Annotated in this window: 15 protein-coding genes; 5 read left to right on the forward strand and 10 right to left on the reverse strand. The window is 68.7% G+C overall.

The window, feature by feature from the left end; all coding sequences use genetic code 11:
• The first annotated feature begins 150 nt into the window (after positions 1–150).
• Both thrC and G1C96_RS02280 read left to right on the forward strand, forming a co-directional pair.
• Entirely contained in the window at positions 151–1638 is a 1488-nt protein-coding gene (gene thrC / locus G1C96_RS02275; protein ID WP_169275002.1) for a threonine synthase, read from the forward strand.
• Positions 1639–1822: 184 nt separating this feature from the next.
• A complete protein-coding gene (locus tag G1C96_RS02280) occupies positions 1823–2443 on the forward strand; it encodes a GNAT family N-acetyltransferase (protein WP_240945048.1) in 621 nt (206 codons plus the stop codon).
• A 15-nt stretch (positions 2444–2458) separates the two neighbouring features.
• Here the strand turns inward: G1C96_RS02280 and G1C96_RS02285 are convergent, their stop codons facing one another.
• The 5 genes from G1C96_RS02285 to G1C96_RS02305 all read right to left on the reverse strand — a co-directional run bounded on the left by G1C96_RS02285 (position 2459) and on the right by G1C96_RS02305 (position 7954).
• Entirely contained in the window at positions 2459–3454 is a 996-nt protein-coding gene (locus tag G1C96_RS02285) for a D-isomer specific 2-hydroxyacid dehydrogenase family protein (RefSeq protein WP_169275004.1), read from the reverse strand.
• A gap of 133 nt (positions 3455–3587) precedes the next feature.
• Positions 3588–3974 carry a GntR family transcriptional regulator gene (locus G1C96_RS02290; protein ID WP_169275005.1) on the reverse strand — a complete coding sequence of 129 codons (387 nt, stop codon included), beginning with the start codon at positions 3972–3974 and terminating at the stop codon, positions 3588–3590.
• Positions 3975–4475: 501 nt separating this feature from the next.
• On the reverse strand, positions 4476–5108 hold the full coding sequence (locus G1C96_RS02295; RefSeq protein ID WP_335341911.1) for an HAD family hydrolase: 633 nt from the start codon (positions 5106–5108) through the stop codon (positions 4476–4478).
• 129 nt (positions 5109–5237) lie between these two features.
• Complete coding sequence (gene recN / locus G1C96_RS02300; RefSeq protein WP_169275007.1) at positions 5238–7028, reverse strand: DNA repair protein RecN; 1791 nt, start codon at positions 7026–7028, stop codon at positions 5238–5240.
• Positions 7028–7954, reverse strand: a complete 927-nt coding sequence (locus G1C96_RS02305) for an NAD kinase (RefSeq protein ID WP_169275008.1) — start codon at positions 7952–7954, stop codon at positions 7028–7030. Before G1C96_RS02305 ends, recN begins: the two co-directional genes overlap by 1 nt.
• Before the next feature lie 320 nt (positions 7955–8274).
• On the opposite strand from G1C96_RS02305, the gene G1C96_RS02310 reads away from it, so the two are divergent.
• The 3 genes from G1C96_RS02310 (at position 8275) to G1C96_RS02320 (ending at position 11152) form a co-directional block, all read left to right on the forward strand.
• A complete protein-coding gene (locus tag G1C96_RS02310) occupies positions 8275–9711 on the forward strand; it encodes a potassium transporter TrkG (protein WP_169275232.1) in 1437 nt (478 codons plus the stop codon).
• A gap of 12 nt (positions 9712–9723) precedes the next feature.
• Positions 9724–10377, forward strand: a complete 654-nt coding sequence (locus G1C96_RS02315; RefSeq protein ID WP_169275009.1) for a potassium channel family protein — start codon at positions 9724–9726, stop codon at positions 10375–10377.
• Between the two features lie 103 nt (positions 10378–10480).
• A complete protein-coding gene (locus G1C96_RS02320; protein ID WP_169275010.1) occupies positions 10481–11152 on the forward strand; it encodes a hypothetical protein in 672 nt (223 codons plus the stop codon).
• On the opposite strand, the gene G1C96_RS02325 is transcribed toward G1C96_RS02320, so the two are convergent.
• The 5 genes from G1C96_RS02325 to tyrS form a co-directional block, all read right to left on the reverse strand.
• Positions 11142–11894 carry a TlyA family RNA methyltransferase gene (locus tag G1C96_RS02325; protein WP_169275011.1) on the reverse strand — a complete coding sequence of 251 codons (753 nt, stop codon included), beginning with the start codon at positions 11892–11894 and terminating at the stop codon, positions 11142–11144. The two genes, G1C96_RS02320 and G1C96_RS02325, sit on opposite strands and share 11 nt — an antisense overlap.
• Positions 11891–12034, reverse strand: a complete 144-nt coding sequence (locus G1C96_RS02330) for a hypothetical protein (RefSeq protein ID WP_169275012.1) — start codon at positions 12032–12034, stop codon at positions 11891–11893. Before G1C96_RS02330 ends, G1C96_RS02325 begins: the two co-directional genes overlap by 4 nt.
• Positions 12031–13098: an HAD-IIA family hydrolase gene (locus G1C96_RS02335; protein ID WP_169275013.1), complete on the reverse strand. Its 1068-nt coding sequence runs from the start codon at positions 13096–13098 to the stop codon at positions 12031–12033. Before G1C96_RS02335 ends, G1C96_RS02330 begins: the two co-directional genes overlap by 4 nt.
• 4 nt (positions 13099–13102) lie before the next feature.
• Complete coding sequence (locus tag G1C96_RS02340) at positions 13103–15121, reverse strand: helicase (RefSeq protein WP_169275014.1); 2019 nt, start codon at positions 15119–15121, stop codon at positions 13103–13105.
• Between the two features lie 149 nt (positions 15122–15270).
• Positions 15271–16593, reverse strand: coding sequence for a tyrosine--tRNA ligase (gene tyrS, locus G1C96_RS02345; RefSeq protein WP_169275015.1), 1323 nt, complete (start codon positions 16591–16593; stop codon positions 15271–15273).
• Positions 16594–16684: the final 91 nt, after the last annotated feature.

Raw genomic sequence — 16684 nt, forward strand, 5'->3', positions numbered from 1 at the left:
CCGTCGCGCGTCGCAGCCGCGCGAGGCAGCTGCGCGACATGCCGCACATTATGGAATGGGTCCGGCCTTTCGTAGGCCGGACCCATTATTGTTGAAGGGCCGGTCTCATTTCGGTTCCGACGGCAGATTCCCAGACCAAAGGACGCATCCGTGACGACTTTCCACAGCACGCGCAGCACCACCGACTCCCTCACCGCGAAGCAGGCCATCCGCAAGGGCATCGCCGACGACGGCGGCCTGTTCGTCTCCGACTCGCTGGGCGAGACCCACGTCGATCTGGCCAACATCGCCTCCAAGAGCTATCAGGAGATCGCCCTCGACGTCCTGTCCGCGCTGCTGCCGGACTACTCCGCCGACGAGCTGAAGGCCTGCATCGCCGAGGCGTACGGCGACCAGTGGGCCGATCCGGCCATCACGCCGCTCAAGCCGCTGGGCGACGACTTCGTGCTCGAGCTGTTCAACGGCCCGACCTCCGCGTTCAAGGACGTGGCCCTGCAGATCCTGCCGCGCTTCATGGCGCGCACCACACCGGCCGGGGGCGAGACGGACGAGCGGATCATGATCCTCACCGCCACCTCCGGCGATACCGGCAAGGCCGCGCTGGCCGGATTCGCCGACGCGCCGGGCACCGGCATCACCGTGTTCTACCCGGAGGGCAAGGTCAGCGAGGTCCAGCAGCTGCAGATGACCACGCAGACCGGCGCCAACGTGCAGGTGGCCGCCGTGAAGGGCAACTTCGACGACGCGCAGTCCGCCGTCAAGCGCATCTTCGGCGACCGCGACTTCGCCGCGAAGCTCGCCTCCGACTCGCATGTGACGCTCTCGTCCGCCAACTCCATCAACGTGGGCCGCCTCGTGCCACAGGTCGTCTACTACTTCTCCGCGTACGCGCAGCTGCTGCAGCAGCAGATCATCAACACCGGCGACGAGGTGGAGTTCGTGGTGCCCACCGGCAACTTCGGCGACGTGCTCGCCGGCTACTACGCGAAGCTGCTGGGCCTGCCCGTCAAGCATCTCATCGTCGCCTCGGACAGGAACAACGTGCTGTTCGACTTCCTGACGACCGGCTCGTACAACCGCAACCGTCCGTTCTTCCAGACGATCAGCCCGTCGATGGACATCCTGATCTCGTCGAACCTGGAGCGCATGCTGTACTACTTCGCCGAGAAGGACACGCGCCTGATCGCCATGCTCATGAACGACCTGAAGAACTACGGCTGCTACGAGATCCCCGAGGAGATGCTCGCCAAGATCCGTCGCGTGTTCGGCTGCGGCTGGGCCGACGAGGATCAGGTGCGCGAGGCGATCGCTGACTGCTGGAAGCGCAACCGCTACGTCATCGACCCGCACACCGCGTGCGGCTACTTCGTGATGCGGCAGATCCCCGCCGATCCGCTCACGCCGCGCGTGCTGCTGTCCACCGCGAGCCCCTACAAGTTCCCGCGCGTGGTCAACGAGGCGCTCGGCTTCGACGCGTCCGGCACCGACTTCGCCTGCATGGACGAGCTGGCCGCGCAGACCGGCACCAAGGCTCCGGCTGCGCTGCGCGGGCTGGAAAGCGCGCCCGTGCGCTTCCATGACGTCGTGGACATCGACGGCATGGAGGCGTTCGTCGACCGCGCCGCACAGGCGCTGTGACGCGCGGGCGTCCGTTCCGCCCGCCCCTACCGCTTCCGTTCGCCCCGCAGGGTCCCTCCCCGCGGGGCGAACGCGTATGCGCCCGAACGTTCACGTCCCGTTTCCCGACACGTCATCCGCACCGCATCACACGGCCGTAACGTCGGTTCCTACAATGAAAAACGACGAACGAAAGGGATTCGACATGTCCGAGAACACCGTAACGCTGCGGGTCACCGAACCCGATGACTATCCGACCCTGAAGACCTGGCTCAACGACTACGCCGTCGCCGACGGCTTCCGCGCCTCCACGGACATCCTGCCCGACGACGAGGCGGAACGGCTGCTGCACGAACGCAGCGACAGGGACGACGAGCACCAGTTCGGCCGCACCGTGATCGGCCCGCGAGGCCTCGTCATCGGTCACGTCAGCGCTTCCGGCTGCACGGATCCCGACCGCAGCGCCGTGCTCGGCGTGCTCATCGGACCGTACTTCCAGGACCACGGCTACGGCAGCGCCGCGCTGAGGCTCGCGATCCAGCTGGCCGCGTCCCAGCTCGGGGCCGTGACCGTCACCGTCAAGGTGTGGGCGTTCAACCTCAGGGCCCGCCACATGTGCGAGTCGCTCGGCTTCGCGGAGACAGGCCGCCGCAACGACGTGGTGGAGCGCGACGGGCGTCGCTACGACGAGGTGATCTACTCGGCGCCCACGGCGGCGCTGACCGCGCGCATCAGTCAGGAGGAGCAGGACCGCGAGCGCGGCGAAGCGCTGGAGCTCCAGCGCTTCGAGGTGTCGCGCGCCGCCGAGCACGTGGCCGTGCTGTAACGCGCGTCGAGGCCGTCACACGAGGCGCGTGCGGTACTCCCCCGTCTCGGTCACGGCCTTGATGCCTTCGACGGAGTGGTCGACCATGGACGTGACGGCCGCATCCGTGTAGAACGCCATGTGCTGGGTCATCACCACGTTGGGGAACTGGCGCAGGTAGGCGATGCCGCGGTTGGTGAGGATGTCGGTGCGGCGGTCGCGGTGGATGAGCTCCTCCTCGGTCTCCACGGTGTCGAGGCCGAGCCCGCCGATCTTCTTGGCCTCGATGTTGTCGATCAGGGCCTCGAGGTCCATGAGCTCGCCGCGGGCGCAGTTGATGAGCACCACGCCGTCCTTCATGCGCGCGATGGTGTCGCGGTTGATGATGTGCACGTTGGCGTGCGGGCCTTCGGTGATGAGCGGCATGTGCAGGGTGATGAGGTCGGATTCGGCGTACAGCGTGTCGATGTCGACGTATTCGGCCGTCTTGGCGACCTCGGGGTTCGGGTACGGATCGTACGCGAGGATGCGGCAGCCGAAGCCGGTGAGGATCCGGATGACCGTGCGGCCGATGCGCCCGGTGCCCATCACGCCGATGGTGAGGTTGCGCATCTCGCGGCCCTGCAGTCCTTCGAGGGAGAAGTCGTACACCTGGCCGCGCCACAGGGCCGGCTTGTAGTTGCGCAACACGAGCAGCATGAACATGACGGTGTATTCGGCCACGCCGTTGGGCGCGTAGTCGGCGTTGAGGATGGCCATGCCGAGCCGCCTGGCCGCGTCCATGTCGATGTGGTTCACGCCGATGGTGCGCGTGGCGGCCACGTCCACGCCCATGCCGTGCAGCGTCTCCAGCAGGTTCGCGTCGAGCTGGCTGTGGCCCAGCACGCTCACGCCGGCGGCCCCTCGCGCGAGTTCCGCGTTGGCGGCGGTCAGCGGCTCGGCGTGCAGCTCCACCGCCGCGCCCGTGCGTTCGGAGGCCGCGGCGAAGTCGGCGCGCTCGTCTTCCCTTACGTCAAAAGCAGCGATCTTCATGCCGTCCATCCTATGCTCCCCCGTGCTCCTGTCTCACCCGTGCTCCTGTCTTACCCATGCTCCGCCCGGACGCACGGCCTGCCCATTCCCGATCGACCGGTTCCATTCGTTCCAACCTGCGCCAGCGCGGGAGCTACGGGCGCTGCTGGTACGCGTCGTATCGGGCCTCGAGCATGGAGAGCAGATCGAGCAGGGGGATGCCCGCGGCACTGGCGTCGGCGCAGGCCCTGTCGAGCGAGGCGTCGACGCGCGCGATCAGCTGACGACGCAGACGTTCGTCTCCGTGCTCGGCCACGAAGGTGCCCTTGCCCTGCACGTTCTCGACGACGCCCTCGTCGGCCAGTTCGCCGTACGCGCGGGTGACGGTGAGCACGGAGATGCGCAGCTCCTTGGCGAGCCTGCGCAGGGACGGCAGGGCCTGTCCCGGCTTGAGTTCGCCGGCGAGGACGGCCTCGCGGATCTGGCGCTTGATCTGCCCGTAGATCGGCTGTCCGGACGTCGATGAGACGGTCAGTTTCACCGCGGCTCCTTTCCGATGCGCCGCCATGCGACATGGCGGCGGCCGAGGCGGTACCGTTTTGCTGTCATATATAACAGTATGATATCCGATGGTAGCTGTGCAAGTCATGGACATAACAGTTGCCGCCCCGTCATTCCTGGCGATGCCGTCCCGCTCCCCCGTCATCCTGAAGGATGACGCCGTCTCTTCCTCGTCGTCCTGATCGTCCTGAGCGGCGCCGCCCCCTTCCCTGTCGTCCTGAGCGACGCCCCTCCCAGTCATCCTGAGCGGCGCCCCTCCCCGTCTCCCTGATCGTCCTGAGCGTCCTGAGCGGCGCCCCTCCCCGTCATCCTGAGCGGAGGCGCAGCCGGAGTCGAAGGATCTTTGAACGCACTGCATGGTGTCAAGGATCCTTCGACTCCGCTGCGCTTCGCTCAGGATGACCACAAGCAAGACCACGCTTCGCTCGGGATGGCAAACAGAGCCACGCGGACGCCCGGAACGGCGGAAAGACCGGGAGAACTACAGCGTGCGCGGGGCCTCGGCGAAGTCGAAAAGCACGCCGTCGGCCTCGTCGCAGATCTCGGCCCAGTCGCAGTCGGACGAATCGTCGTGCATGGCCCACACGCGCATCCCCACGGACTTGGCGGAGCGGATGCCGATCAGGATGTCCTCGAACACCGTGCAGTCCTCCGGCCGCACGCCCAGACGCGACGCGGCGAGCAGGTAGACGTCCGGCCGGTCCTTGCCCACGTCGTTGGCGTCGTCCACGCTCACGATCGCGTCGAACAGGTCGAAGATGCCCACGTGCTTCATGGCCGGCTCCCTGAGCGAGGGCGGCAGCGAGGTCGCCACGGCGAGCCTGGCGCCGGTGGCCCTGAGATGCTCCAGATACTCGCGCGCGTGCGGCTTGGCCTCGACCATGGTGCCGTACGCCTCGCGGGCCATGTCGTCCCACTCGGCCATGAGCTGCTCGGGCGTGTCCGTGAGGTCGAAGCGCGCGATCGTGTATTCGGCGATCTGCCGGAACTGCATGGAGCCGACCTTGAGCACGTAGTCGTCCGGCACGTCGATGCCGCGCTTGGCGAGGGAGTCGACGTCGATCTGGTCCCACACGCCCATGGAGTCGAGCAGTGTGCCGTCGAGGTCGAAGATGGCGGCCCTGCCGGCGTTGGCGGCGGCATCGGCCGTGGAATCATCTGCGGAATCGTTCGCGAAGTCGGTCACGATGGATCCTTTCGTTCGGGTCGGTGCGGTCTGTTCCGATCGCACGGCGGATGCGGGTCAGTCGAGGCTGGACTGCGCGAGCAGCTCGCGCGCATGGTCGAGCGAGGTCTCGGATTCGCTGCCGGAGAGCATGCGCGCGATCTCGCGCACGCGGTCCTCGTCGTCGGCTCGCGTCACCGCCGTGGACACGCCCTCGCCGTCGGACGCGGCCTTGCTCACCACGAACTGCGCGTCCGCCCACGAGGCCACCTGCGCGAGGTGCGTGACGACGATGACCTGCGACGTGCGCGCCAGCTGCGCGAGACGTCTGCCCAGTTCGACGGCCGCCTTGCCGCCCACGCCGGCGTCCACCTCGTCGAAGATGAACGTCATGCCGGTTCGGCCGTCCGAGTCTCCCGGCAGCGCGTCGTCGTCGCGGTGCCGTTCGGCCGAGGCGAGCTCCATCGCCAGCATGAGGCGGCTCAGCTCGCCGCCGGACGCGCTCTTGCCCATCGGCAGCTGCGGGGAGCCGGGGAACGGCGTGAACAGGAAGGCGATGTCGTCGCCGCCGTGCGCCTCCAGCGCTGCCGCGGCATCCTCGACGCTGCCGGCGTCGTCGAAGCGCTGCGTGACGGCGATGTCCAGCCCTGCGCCGGACATCGCCAGCTCGGCAAGCTCGCCGCTCACCGTGCGGCTGAGCTCCTGCGCTGCCTTGACGCGCGCGGCGTGCAGCACCACGGCCGCGTCCACGGCATCCTGCGCCAGCTGTTCGCGGCGTCGGCGCAGCTCGTCGATCTTCTCCGGCGAGGCGTCCAGATCCTCCAGCTCGAGCCCGGCCTGCCGGCGCCATGCGATCACGTCGTCCAGCTCCGGCCCCCAGCGGCGCGTCAGCTCGTCGAGGTCGTGGATGCGCTCGTTGATCGCGTCGAGATCGGCGCCCTCCTCGCCGTCGTCCACCTGACGGGTCAGGGCGAGCACCACGTCGGCGATTTCCCCGCCGATCGCCTCCAGACGGTCCGCGGATTCGTCGAACACGCCGCCCACGTGGATGCCGCGCAGCGACTGCACGGCCCGGTCGATGAGCTGGGTCACGCCCGCGCCGCCGTCATCGTCGTAGCCCATCTGCGCGGAGTCGAGCGCCGCCACGGCACCGCCCACGCCCTGCGCGATCGCGGCCGCGTTCTCGATGCGGTCGCGCTTGGACTTGAGATCGGCGTCCTCTCCGACCTGCGGATCCACGCGGTCGATGCGCGCGATCGCGTCCTTGAGGTAGTCGGCGCGCTGGCGGGCCTGCGCCTCCTGCCCCTGCAGCCGGGCGAGCTTGTCGTCCATGTCCCTGAGTGCCTGCCATGCGGCATGGTAGGCGTCCAGCGCGGCACGGTCCCCGGCATAGGCATCCAGGAACTCGCGCTGGCGCGACGCGGAGGCGATGCGCAGCTGGTCGGCCTGCCCGTGGATCGTGACCAGTTCCCCGCTGACGTGCGCGAGCACGCCGCGCGGCACGCTGTGCCCGTTGAGCATGGCGCGCGAACGGCCCTTGGCGGGCACGGAGCGCGTGAGGAACAGCTCGCCGTCCTGCTCGGGCGCGCCGGCGTCGTCGGCGATGGCCGCGGCGCGCGATCCCTCCGGCACCGCGAACACGCCCTGCGCACGCGTCTCGTCCGCGCCGGCGCTGATGCGCCCGGCGTCCGCGGAGGCGCCGGAGATAAGCCGGATCGCGTTGAGTAGCATGGACTTGCCGGCGCCGGTCTCGCCGGTGATCGCCGTCATGCCCGGCGCGAAGTCCAGCAGGGCGTGGCGGATGGGCGCGAAGTCGAGCAGCGCGTGACGGATCGGGCCGAGGTTGCGGATCTCCAGTTCCTCGAGCATCAGCGCGCGTCCCGCCCGCCCGATTCCCCGCCGTGCGCGTCCTGCGCATGCTGGGCCTGCTCGCGCCATCCCACCACGGGCAGATCGAACTTGGAGACCAGACGTCTGGTGAACGGCACCCCGGAGAGCCGGGCCAGCAGCAGCGTGTCGCGCGACTGCCTCACGTCGATGCGCGTGCCCTGGGGCAGCACGCGCTGGCGGCGCCCGTCGCAGCAGATCCATCCCTCGGACATCGAGTTGCCGAGCACCTCCAGGCTGAACGTCGAGCCCGCGCCGATCACCAGCGGGCGCGCGAACAGGGCGTGCGCGGCCAGCGGCACGAGCTGCAACGCCTGCACGTTGGGCCAGATGATCGGCCCTCCCGCGGAGAACGCGTACGCCGTGGAGCCCGTGGGCGTGGAGACGATCACGCCGTCGCATCCGAACGAGCTCATGTCCACGCCGTCCACCCGGATGGCGAGCTCCACCATCTTGCCGCGGTCGGCGCGCTCCACCGTGATGTCGTTGAGCGCCCAGTCGCGCAGCGGCTCGTCCGCGCCGGGCAGATGCACGTCCACGTGGGCGATCATGCGCTCGTCGATCGAATAGTCGTGCTCCGCGATGCGCCGGATGGCCTCGGACAGCTGGAAGCTCTCGAACTCGGCGAGGAACCCCACGTGCCCCATGTTGATGCCGACGATCGGCACCTCGGTGCAGTGCACGAGCTCGGCCGCGCGCAGGATGGTCCCATCGCCGCCGAGCACCACCACGATCTCCGTGTCCCGGTTCACCACCGGCGTGACGGAGCCGAACTCCGGAGCCTCGAGGTTGTCCACGATCGACACCTCGAATCCCATGCGGCGCAGCTGGCCGACCACCTCGGCGACTGCCGTGCCGCTGGAACGCAGACGCTGATGGGTGACCACCACGGCGTGGCGAATGCTCATGAGGATTCCTTTCGTACGATTACTCCCCAATCCTAGCGGCTGTCCGCATCCAGCACGCGTGGGGGCGCGCGGAGGGCGGCCACACGGACCGCGGGAGCGGCGCGGACCGCGTCCACGGACCATAAGCCATGGGGCGGCGTATGATCGGAGGCATTGTGAAACCGAAACGAATGCGACGCATCTTCATGCCCCGTCGCCGTCGACGCACGGCGCGCGGCACCGGGGGCTACGCGCCGGCCGCGATGGGATGGACGCGGCGGGCCGACACCTCCGACCTCGTCACGACGCTCTCGAACGAGCAGCTCGCCTCGGCCAACCGCATGGACGAATACGAGGCGCCGGACTGGGTCAAGCACACCCTGCACCAGGGCATCCCCTCCGATGCGGTCCCGCGCCGCCGCATCGACTACCGTTCGCTCACCGACCGTTTGCTCTCGCATCCGGGACGGCTCTCGGTGTGCTACTTCATGACGCTGATCATCGTCGTCATGCTCCTGCTGCTCCTGCCCGCGTCCTCGCGCGGATACGGCGTCACCTCGCCGCACATCGCGTTCTTCACCGCCGTCTCGGCGCTGTCCACGTGCGGCATCCCCGTGGTCAACACGGCGCTGCACTGGACGATGTTCGGCCAGGCGATCATCCTGATCGCCGTGCAGCTGGGCGGCCTGGGCGTCATGACGTTCGCCTCCATGATCACGCTGGGCGTCAGCCGCCGTCTCAAGGTCTCCCAGCGTCTGCTCACCGCCACCGAGCTGGGCGCCACCAAGCTCAGCGAGGTCAGGGGCATCATCGCCGTGGTACTCACCAGCACGTTCGTCATCGAGACCGTCACCTTCGTCTCCCTGTTCCCCGGCCTGTACCGCAACAACGGCGGGGCCTTCTGGTGGACCGTGTGGCAGTCGCTGTTCTACGCGGTCTCGGCGTACAACAACACCGGCTTCACGCCGGACGCCACCGGCTTCCACGTCAGCGACTGGAACGTGGGCCTGCCCATCCTCGTAAGCGCGTTCATCGGCACCATCGGCTTCCCGGTGATCCTCAACGTCTTCCGGACCACGGTCCACCGCCGTTCGCCCCGGCGCTGGAGCCTGCACACCAAGCTCACGCTGCTCACCACCTTCCTGCTCGTGCTGCTCTCGTTCAGCTGGTTCATCGCCAACGAGTGGAACAACCCGGTGCTGTTCCCGCCCGGGTCCACCGACTCCTCGAAGTTCAGCAAGGCGATCTCCGCCGCCGTGATGCCGCGCTCCGCCGGATTCGACATCTCGTGGGTGCCGATGGTGAGCGAGCAGACCAAGGTGTTCATGAGCGGCATGATGTTCATCGGCACCGGCAGCTCCTCCACCGGCGGAGGCATCCGCGTCACCACGTTCGCGGTGCTGCTGCTCATCTGCCGCGCGGCGTTCGCGAACCGCCGCGACATCACGGTGTTCCACCGCCGCATCCCCCGTCAGGTGCGGCTCATGGCCGTGAGCATCGCGGTCACCTGCCTGACGCTCGTGTACTTCGCTGCCATCGCGCTGATCATCATCACCGGCTGCGATTTCGGCGACGCGATCTTCGAGGCGAGCTCCGCGTTCAGCCTCGGCGGCTACTCCGTGGGCGTGGCGAGCGTGCAGCAGCCGGCCTCGCTCTACGTGCTCGCGTTCCTCATGATCGTGGGACGTCTGGGCCCCATGACGATCGCGTATTCGATCTCCAAGCCGCGGCCTGCCTCAGTGGTACGCTACCCCGAGGAAAGCATCGTGGTGGGCTAGGAAAGGAACGGCATGGCGTCAGCAGGCAACAGCGTCCTGGTGGTGGGACTGGGACGGTTCGGCAGCGCGGTGGCCCAGACGCTCAACGATCTGGGGCAGGACGTGCTCGCCGTGGACAGGAATCCCGTGCTCGTGGCCCGGTGGTCCAACGTGTTCAACGTCGTCGAGGCGGACATGACCGACGTGCTCGCCGTCGACCAGATCGGCGCGCAGGACTTCACCAAGGCCGTGGTGGCCATCGGCGACGGCATCGAGGCCTCGGTGCTCACCATCGGCAACCTGCTCGACGCGGGCGTCACGGACATCTGGGCCAAGTCGGTCTCCAAGGAGCATACGCGCATCCTGCAGCGCATGGGAGCGCGGCACATCATCAGCGCGGAGGCGGACGCCGGCAAGCGCGTGGGGCATCTCGTGGCCGGCGAATACCTCGACTACATCGAGATCGAGGGACCGTACACCGTGGTGAAGATCCACACGCCCGCCTCGATGGCCAACAAGACCGTGGGGCAGGCGCACGTGCGCGAACGCTACGGCATCACGATCGTGGGCGCGATCACGCCGGGCCTCGACTTCCGCCACGGCGACGAGGACACGGTGATGCACCGCGGCGACGAGCTCATCGTGCTGGGCCTGCAGGACCAGATCGATCGCTTCATCAGGGACTAGGCGACGTTTCCCCTTCCCTCCCCTCCTCCGTTCCCGCGGTCATCGGACCGTAACCGCGGCCCCATACAATGGGCCGCGAGAGAAGAGAAGGGGAGGACTCATCATGAATCTGACGTTGGCCGACGGCCACATACGGCCGGGCCATTACGAATGCCTCGACGTCGTGGGCGACACGAGGGTGGATGACGGCGTCGTCTTCGACGTGATGCTGATGCGCGGCAGGATGTCCGCGCACCGTCTGCGCGGCGGCGTGCTGCGGATGGACGGCGAACTGCTGGCGACCGATTCGATCGACGTGGAGCTGCTCAGCGGCAACGGCAGCATCGAGGCCGGCGGCGGGATCAGGACGCGCAGACTGGAGTTCGTCGGCGATCTGAAGGCGCGGGAGCGCATCAAGGTGCTGACCGATCTGGACGTCAGCGGCAGTCTGGTGAGCGCGGCGCCGATGTCCGCGGAGCACATCAGCGTGTACGGCGTGCTGGAGGCCCACGACCTGTGCGCGTCCGGCGACGTGCGCATCCGCCCGTTCGAGACGCTGATGCTGCGATGGGGCTGCTTCAGGCAGTACGACCGTCGCAGCACCGCCGACACCATCCGCTGCCGTTCCCTGGACGCCAAGGATCTCTCCTGCCGGAGCGTGGTGGCGAACACCGTGGATCTGCGCGGCGCGAGCGACGTGCAGGACGTGCGCTGCCTGACCACGCTGTCGATGGACCGCGGCGCGACCGCGCGTCACGTGTCCGGAGGCTGCGACCGCGTGACACTCAGCGAGTGAGCCACAGCAGATATTCGACGTTGCCGTGGGTGCCGGTGATGGGCGACGGCGCGTGCGCGCGCACGGTCAGTCCGTGGTCGCGCGCGCTGGCGACGACCGCGTCGAGCGCCTCCAGACGGTAGGATTCGCGCTCCACGATGCCGTGTCTGCCGAGCTTCGCGCGTCCCACCTCGAACTGCGGCTTGACCAGCAGGACGATCTGCGCGCCCGGCGCGGCGAGCCGCGCGATCGGCGCCATCACGTAGGTCAGGGAGATGAACGACACGTCGGAGACGACGTAGTCGGGCGCGTACGGCAGATCGTCGGGCTCGACGTCCCTGATGTTGACGCCGCTCATGTCCGTGACGCGCGGATCGCGCCGGATGCGCGCGTCCAGCTGGTCGTGTCCCACGTCGAGCGCGACGACGTGTCCGGCGCCGCGCCGCAGCAGCACGTCGGTGAATCCGCCGGTGGATGCCCCGATGTCGAGGCATCGCCGGCCGCGGGGATCGGGCAGTCCGAGCGGCCCGAAGGCGTCCAGCGCGCCGACCAGCTTGTACGCGCCGCGCGATACGTAGTCGTCGCCCTTGTCGACGCCGAGCACGGCGTCCGGGGCGGGCGTGGCGGACGGCTTGGTGACGGGCGTGCCGTCCACCAGCACGCGGCCCTCGCGGATGAGGCGCTGCGCCTTGGTGCGGGTGTCCACGAGCCCCTGCGCCACCAGACGCGCGTCGAGACGGTCTCCTCCGTGGCCGCCGCTCATGCGATGCCGTCCAGTTCGCGGCGCATCGTCTCGAGCGTCGTCGTCAGGATCCGCAGGCGCGTCTCGTCGTCCGCGTCGTCGAGACGCGCCAGTTCGGGGCGGCGCATCTCGATCGGCTCGTCGTCCGTCGGGATGCTCATCGCGCGTCCGCGTCCGGTTCGGCCGGATCGATGATGAAGCGCGGCAGGTCGTCCTCAGTGAGCGTCGTGCCGTCGTCCGCCGTCTGCCATGCCAGACAGCACGCGGCGCGCAGCGCGTCGAGGCTGGTCTCGTCGTTGACCGCGATCGTGCCGTCGGTCTCGAGTCGGGCCCGTGCCGTGCCGCACGTCCAGACGCCGTCCGCCTCGCGGGCCGGCTGCGGGTGCGCCACGTTCAGTCCGGTGAGGTTGCGCGCGATGGCGGTGGGGCGCAGATGGGGCTCGGCCAGCATGAGCTGGACGGGGTCCGCGACGCCGGTGAGCACGACCATCGAATCGTAGCCGCCGCGGTTGCCCGCCTCGATGTCGGTGTCGAGACGGTCGCCGATGGCGATGGACGCCTCCTTGGGCACCAGATCGCGCCCCTCCCCCGCGTTGAGCATGCGTGCCTCGTCGTACATGGCGGACTCGGGCTTGCCGGCCGAGCCGACCGGCTGCACGCCCGTGGCGGCGATGACCGCGTTGACGAGCGATCCGCAGCCGGGGGCGATGCCCTGCTCGCGCGGGATGCTCAGGTCGCGGTTGGTCACGAAGTACGCGGCCCCGCGCTCCACCGCGTAGGCGGCCTGCGCCAGTTCGGTCCACGGCATGTCCGGATACCAGCCCTGAATGACGGCGTGCGGGTCGTCGTCCACGTTCGTCACCGGCGTCAGCCCGTTGCGGCGGACCTCCTCCACCAGATGCGGGGCGCCGATGGTGAGCACGCGGGAGCCCTGCGGCACGTGCCGTGCGACCATGCGGGCGGCCACCACCGACGAAGTGATGACCTGCCAGTCCTCCACGTCCAGTCCGAAGCCGCGCAGCTGGTCGGCCACCACGTGCTGGAAGCGCGAGGAGTTGTTCGTCGTGTACTCGATCGTCATCCCCGTGCGCTCGGCGCGGTGGATGGCCTCGGCGGCATGGGGCACCGGATTCTTGCCGCGGTACACCACGCCGTCGAGGTCCAGCAGCGCCAGCTGGTAGGCGGCGGCCGGAGACTCCGGGATCCCCTTGAGGAATCGCGTCATCGGATCACTCGCCTTCCGGGGCGGCGTCGGACTCGGCGTCGCCGTCCGCGGTCTCGGCGTCGGCATCGGCATCAGCCGCGTCGTCCGCATCGGGAGCCGCAGGATCGGCATCGTTCGCAGCACCGTCCTCGGTCAGCTCGGCGGGGACACGCTCCTCGTCGTCGTCGGACGCGGTCTCGGCATCGTTCCCGTCCTCGAGATCCTTGGCGACCTCGACGGCGGTCCGCGCCTCGTCGGCCTCGCGGTCGGCCTGATCCTCCGCGGAGTCGGCGCCGGCATCCTCGGCGTCGGAGGATTCGGATTCGGCGTCGGTCTCCTCGGCATCCGCGTCGCCGCGGCCGTTCTCGTCCTCACCCTCGACCTCGGGCGCGTACTGCGCCTCGTCCTCGCTGATGCCGAGCATATCGAGCTGATCATCGCTGAAGTCCTTGAGGTCGTAGTCGATCACCACGTCCTCGTTCTCGTCGGAGTCGTCGTCGGCGTACTGCTCCTCCAGACGGTCGAGCAGCGTGTCGAGCCTGGCGGCCTCGTCCTGCTTGCCGGCCTGCTCGAGGAAGTACTGCTCGGCCTGCACGGCGCGCATGCGGTACTCGCCGGGCAGCCCCTTGGAACGGGCGACGGTGCCGGCGATCTGCGCGGCCTTGTCCCAGTTGCCCAGATCGCCCAGGGCGCCGGCGTACACCAGAAACATCTCCACCTTGGATTCGCCGACCAGCTGCTTCGCCTCGTCGCCCGTGGCGATCTCCACGGCCTTCTTCGGATTGCCCATGCCGCGCTCGCAGTCGGCGATGAACGGCAGGTAGTCCAGGAAGCCGTTCATGCGGTACGCGGTGCGGAACTCGCGCGCGGCCAGCTTGTAGTCGCCCTGACGGTACGCGATGAAGGCGAGCGTCTCGCGCGCCATGTCGATGCGCGACGCCTGGCGGGCCACCCACTTGGCGTGCTGGAGCGCCAGAGCCGGATCGGATTCCTCAAGCGAGTAGGCGGCCAGCATGTGCAGGCCGATGTTCTCCGCGTGCTCCTTGCTCAGGCCGCGCAGACGCTCCTTCTCGTCCTTGGAGAGCATGGACCACTCCATGCCCTTGGGCATCTTCGGCTCGCCGGGGCGGGGATCGGTGTAGGGGTTCTGCGACGGGAACGACATGGTGCCGTCCGAGTTGCGGCGCGCCTTGTCCCAGTGGGCGCCTCCGCGACGGTTCTCGTGGAACTCGCCGTGCTCGTCGTAGCGACCGCGGCTGCGGTCGTCGCGGTCGAAGCGGGGCTTGCCGTCGCGGCGGAAGTCCTTGCGGTCCCCGCGCTCCTCGCGATGGAAGTCGCGGCGCTCGCCGCGGTCCTCGCCGTCACGGCGGAAGTCACGATCCTTGCGGAAGCCGTCCCTGCGCTCGCCGGCGTTCTCGCCGTCATGGCGGAAGCCGCCGCGACGGTCGTCGTCGCCACGGCCGTAGCGCGGGTTGCCGCCCTTGCGGTAGCCGCCGTTGCCACGACGGAAACCACCCTGGCCGCCGCGGTTGAAGCCGCCGTTGCCACGGTGGAAGTCACGGCGCTCGCCGCCCTCACCGGTGCCTTCGCCGGCGTTCTGCGGACGCTGGTCACCGTCGGAGCGGTCGCGCCAGTTGCGGCGGTCGTCACGATGATCGTCGCGGCGGAACCCTCCGCGCGAACCGCCGTTGCCGCGGAATCCGCCGCGGTGTTCGCCGTCGCGACGGAATCCGCCCTGACCGCCCTTGCGGAACGGACGGTCACCGCCCTTGCGGTAGCCGCCCTGTCCCTGCTCGCCGTCCTCGCGCGGCCTGCGGTCGCGGTCGAAGTCGCCGTCGCGGTGGAAGCGCGGCTTGGATCCGTCGCGGTCGCCGCCCTTGCGGAAGCCGCCCTGACGCTCGCCGTCGCGACGGAATCCGCCGCGCGAACCGCCGCCGTTGCCGCGGTAGCCGCCGTTGCCGCCGCGTCCGCGGTAGCCTCCCTGACCGCCACGGCCCCCGCGGGAGCCGAACGACTTGCCGGAATGTCCGTTGCCTTCTGCCATGTATCGTTCCTTTGTCTGCTGCACGGGGCGTCCTGCCTACCGTGTCCTGTGGTTTCGCTTGGTTGACGTCCGTCGGGACGCCGCCCGTGTACGGGTGCGTCCCGATCTGTGAATGCATGAGGGATGAATCGCCGCCGCGCGGCGGTTCGTCAGCGGTGCTCGACCGCGCCGAGCGCCTTCTTGCCGCGGCGGATGAGCGCGAAGCGTCCTCCGAGGAAGTCGCCGTCGCCGAGCACGGCCTCCTCGTCCTCCACGCGCTCGTTGTTGAGATAGACGCCGCCGGACTTGATCGCGCGACGCGCCTCGGACGCGCTCTTGAACAGGCCGGCCGCCTGTGCCGCATCGATGACGCGATCGCCGGGGTTCGCCGCCGGGAACACGTGATCGCCCTGCGCGTTCACGACCTTGAAGCCGTCCAGCACGGATTCGAGCGTCGTCTCGTCGATGTCCGCAAGGCTGCCGCCGCGGCCGAACAGCGCGGCAGACGCGTCGATCGCCGCCTGCGTGGCCGCCTCGCCGTGCACGAAGCTGGTGACCTCCCAGGCCAGCGTGCGCTGTGCCTCGCGAGCGCCCGGATTGGTCTTCGACTCCTCGATGAGGCGCTCGATCTCGTCCTTGGGCAGGAACGTGAACACCTTGAGCAGGCTTTCCATCTCGGCGTCGGGGCGGTTGAGCCAGAACTGGTAGAACTTGTAGGGGCTGAGCATCGTGCCGTCGATCCACACGGCGTTGCCTTCGGACTTGCCGAACTTCTTGCCCTGCGCGTCGGTGATGATCGGGCTGGTGAACACGTTGACGTCCACCGCGCGCACCTTGTGGATGAGGTCCAGGCCGGAGGTGAGGTTGCCCCACTGGTCGGAGCCGCCGAGCTCCAGCGTGCAGCCGTACTCGTCGAACAGGTGCAGGAAGTCGTTGCCCTGCAGCACCTGGTAGCTGAACTCGGTGAACGAGATGCCCTCCTCGGAGTTGAGGCGGCGCGCCACCGTGTCCTTGGCGAGCATGGTGCCGAGGCGGAAGTTCTTGCCCACGTCGCGCAGGAAGTCGATGACGGACATCTGCGCGGTCCAGTCGTAGTTGGAGACGAAGCGCACCGGGTTGGCGCCCTCGGTGTCCAGAATGCCGCCGATCTGCGCCTTGAGGCGCTCGGCCCATCCGGCCACGACGTCCTTGGGGTTCAGCGTGCGCTCGCCCGACTGGCGCGGGTCGCCGATGAGGCCGGTGGCGCCGCCCACCAGCGCGATGGGGTGATGCCCGGCCAGCTGCAGGTGGCGCATGTTGATGAGCTGGACGAGGTTGCCGATGTGCAGGGACGCGGCGGTCGGATCGAATCCGCAGTAATAGGTGATGGGCTCGCCGTTCAAAGCCGAGGCGAGTCGATCGCGGTCCGTGGACTGGGCAATCAACCCGCGCCATTCCAGTTCGTCAAGCAGGGTGTCGAAACCCGCTTCCTTGAAATCGGTGACGTGAGCCATAACTGGTCGCTGCTCCCTATCGAGTGGTATATGGCGCCGATGCGCCGTGAATAAGCCTATACAGTCTCTCAGCAGAGGGCGACACCGGGGA

This window comes from Bifidobacterium moraviense (assembly GCF_012932365.1).
In the GTDB taxonomy this organism is placed as follows: Bacteria; Actinomycetota; Actinomycetes; order Actinomycetales; family Bifidobacteriaceae; genus Bifidobacterium; species Bifidobacterium moraviense.

Bases quoted from the DNA above. Each gene is read 5' to 3' on its own strand.
- G1C96_RS02340 (WP_169275014.1), bottom strand. From the start codon at position 15,121: ATGGCAGAAGGCAACGGACATTCCGGCAAGTCGTTCGGCTCCCGCGGG.
- G1C96_RS02285 (WP_169275004.1), bottom strand. From the start codon at position 3,454: ATGAAGATCGCTGCTTTTGACGTAAGGGAAGACGAGCGCGCCGACTTC.
- G1C96_RS02310 (WP_169275232.1), top strand. From the start codon at position 8,275: ATGGACGAATACGAGGCGCCGGACTGGGTCAAGCACACCCTGCACCAG.
- recN (WP_169275007.1), bottom strand. From the start codon at position 7,028: ATGCTCGAGGAACTGGAGATCCGCAACCTCGGCCCGATCCGTCACGCG.
- G1C96_RS02330 (WP_169275012.1), bottom strand. From the start codon at position 12,034: ATGAGCATCCCGACGGACGACGAGCCGATCGAGATGCGCCGCCCCGAA.
- G1C96_RS02325 (WP_169275011.1), bottom strand. From the start codon at position 11,894: ATGAGCGGCGGCCACGGAGGAGACCGTCTCGACGCGCGTCTGGTGGCG.
- tyrS (WP_169275015.1), bottom strand. From the start codon at position 16,593: ATGGCTCACGTCACCGATTTCAAGGAAGCGGGTTTCGACACCCTGCTT.
- G1C96_RS02305 (WP_169275008.1), bottom strand. From the start codon at position 7,954: ATGAGCATTCGCCACGCCGTGGTGGTCACCCATCAGCGTCTGCGTTCC.
- G1C96_RS02280 (WP_240945048.1), top strand. From the start codon at position 1,823: ATGTCCGAGAACACCGTAACGCTGCGGGTCACCGAACCCGATGACTAT.
- G1C96_RS02315 (WP_169275009.1), top strand. From the start codon at position 9,724: ATGGCGTCAGCAGGCAACAGCGTCCTGGTGGTGGGACTGGGACGGTTC.
- G1C96_RS02335 (WP_169275013.1), bottom strand. From the start codon at position 13,098: ATGACGCGATTCCTCAAGGGGATCCCGGAGTCTCCGGCCGCCGCCTAC.
- G1C96_RS02320 (WP_169275010.1), top strand. From the start codon at position 10,481: ATGAATCTGACGTTGGCCGACGGCCACATACGGCCGGGCCATTACGAA.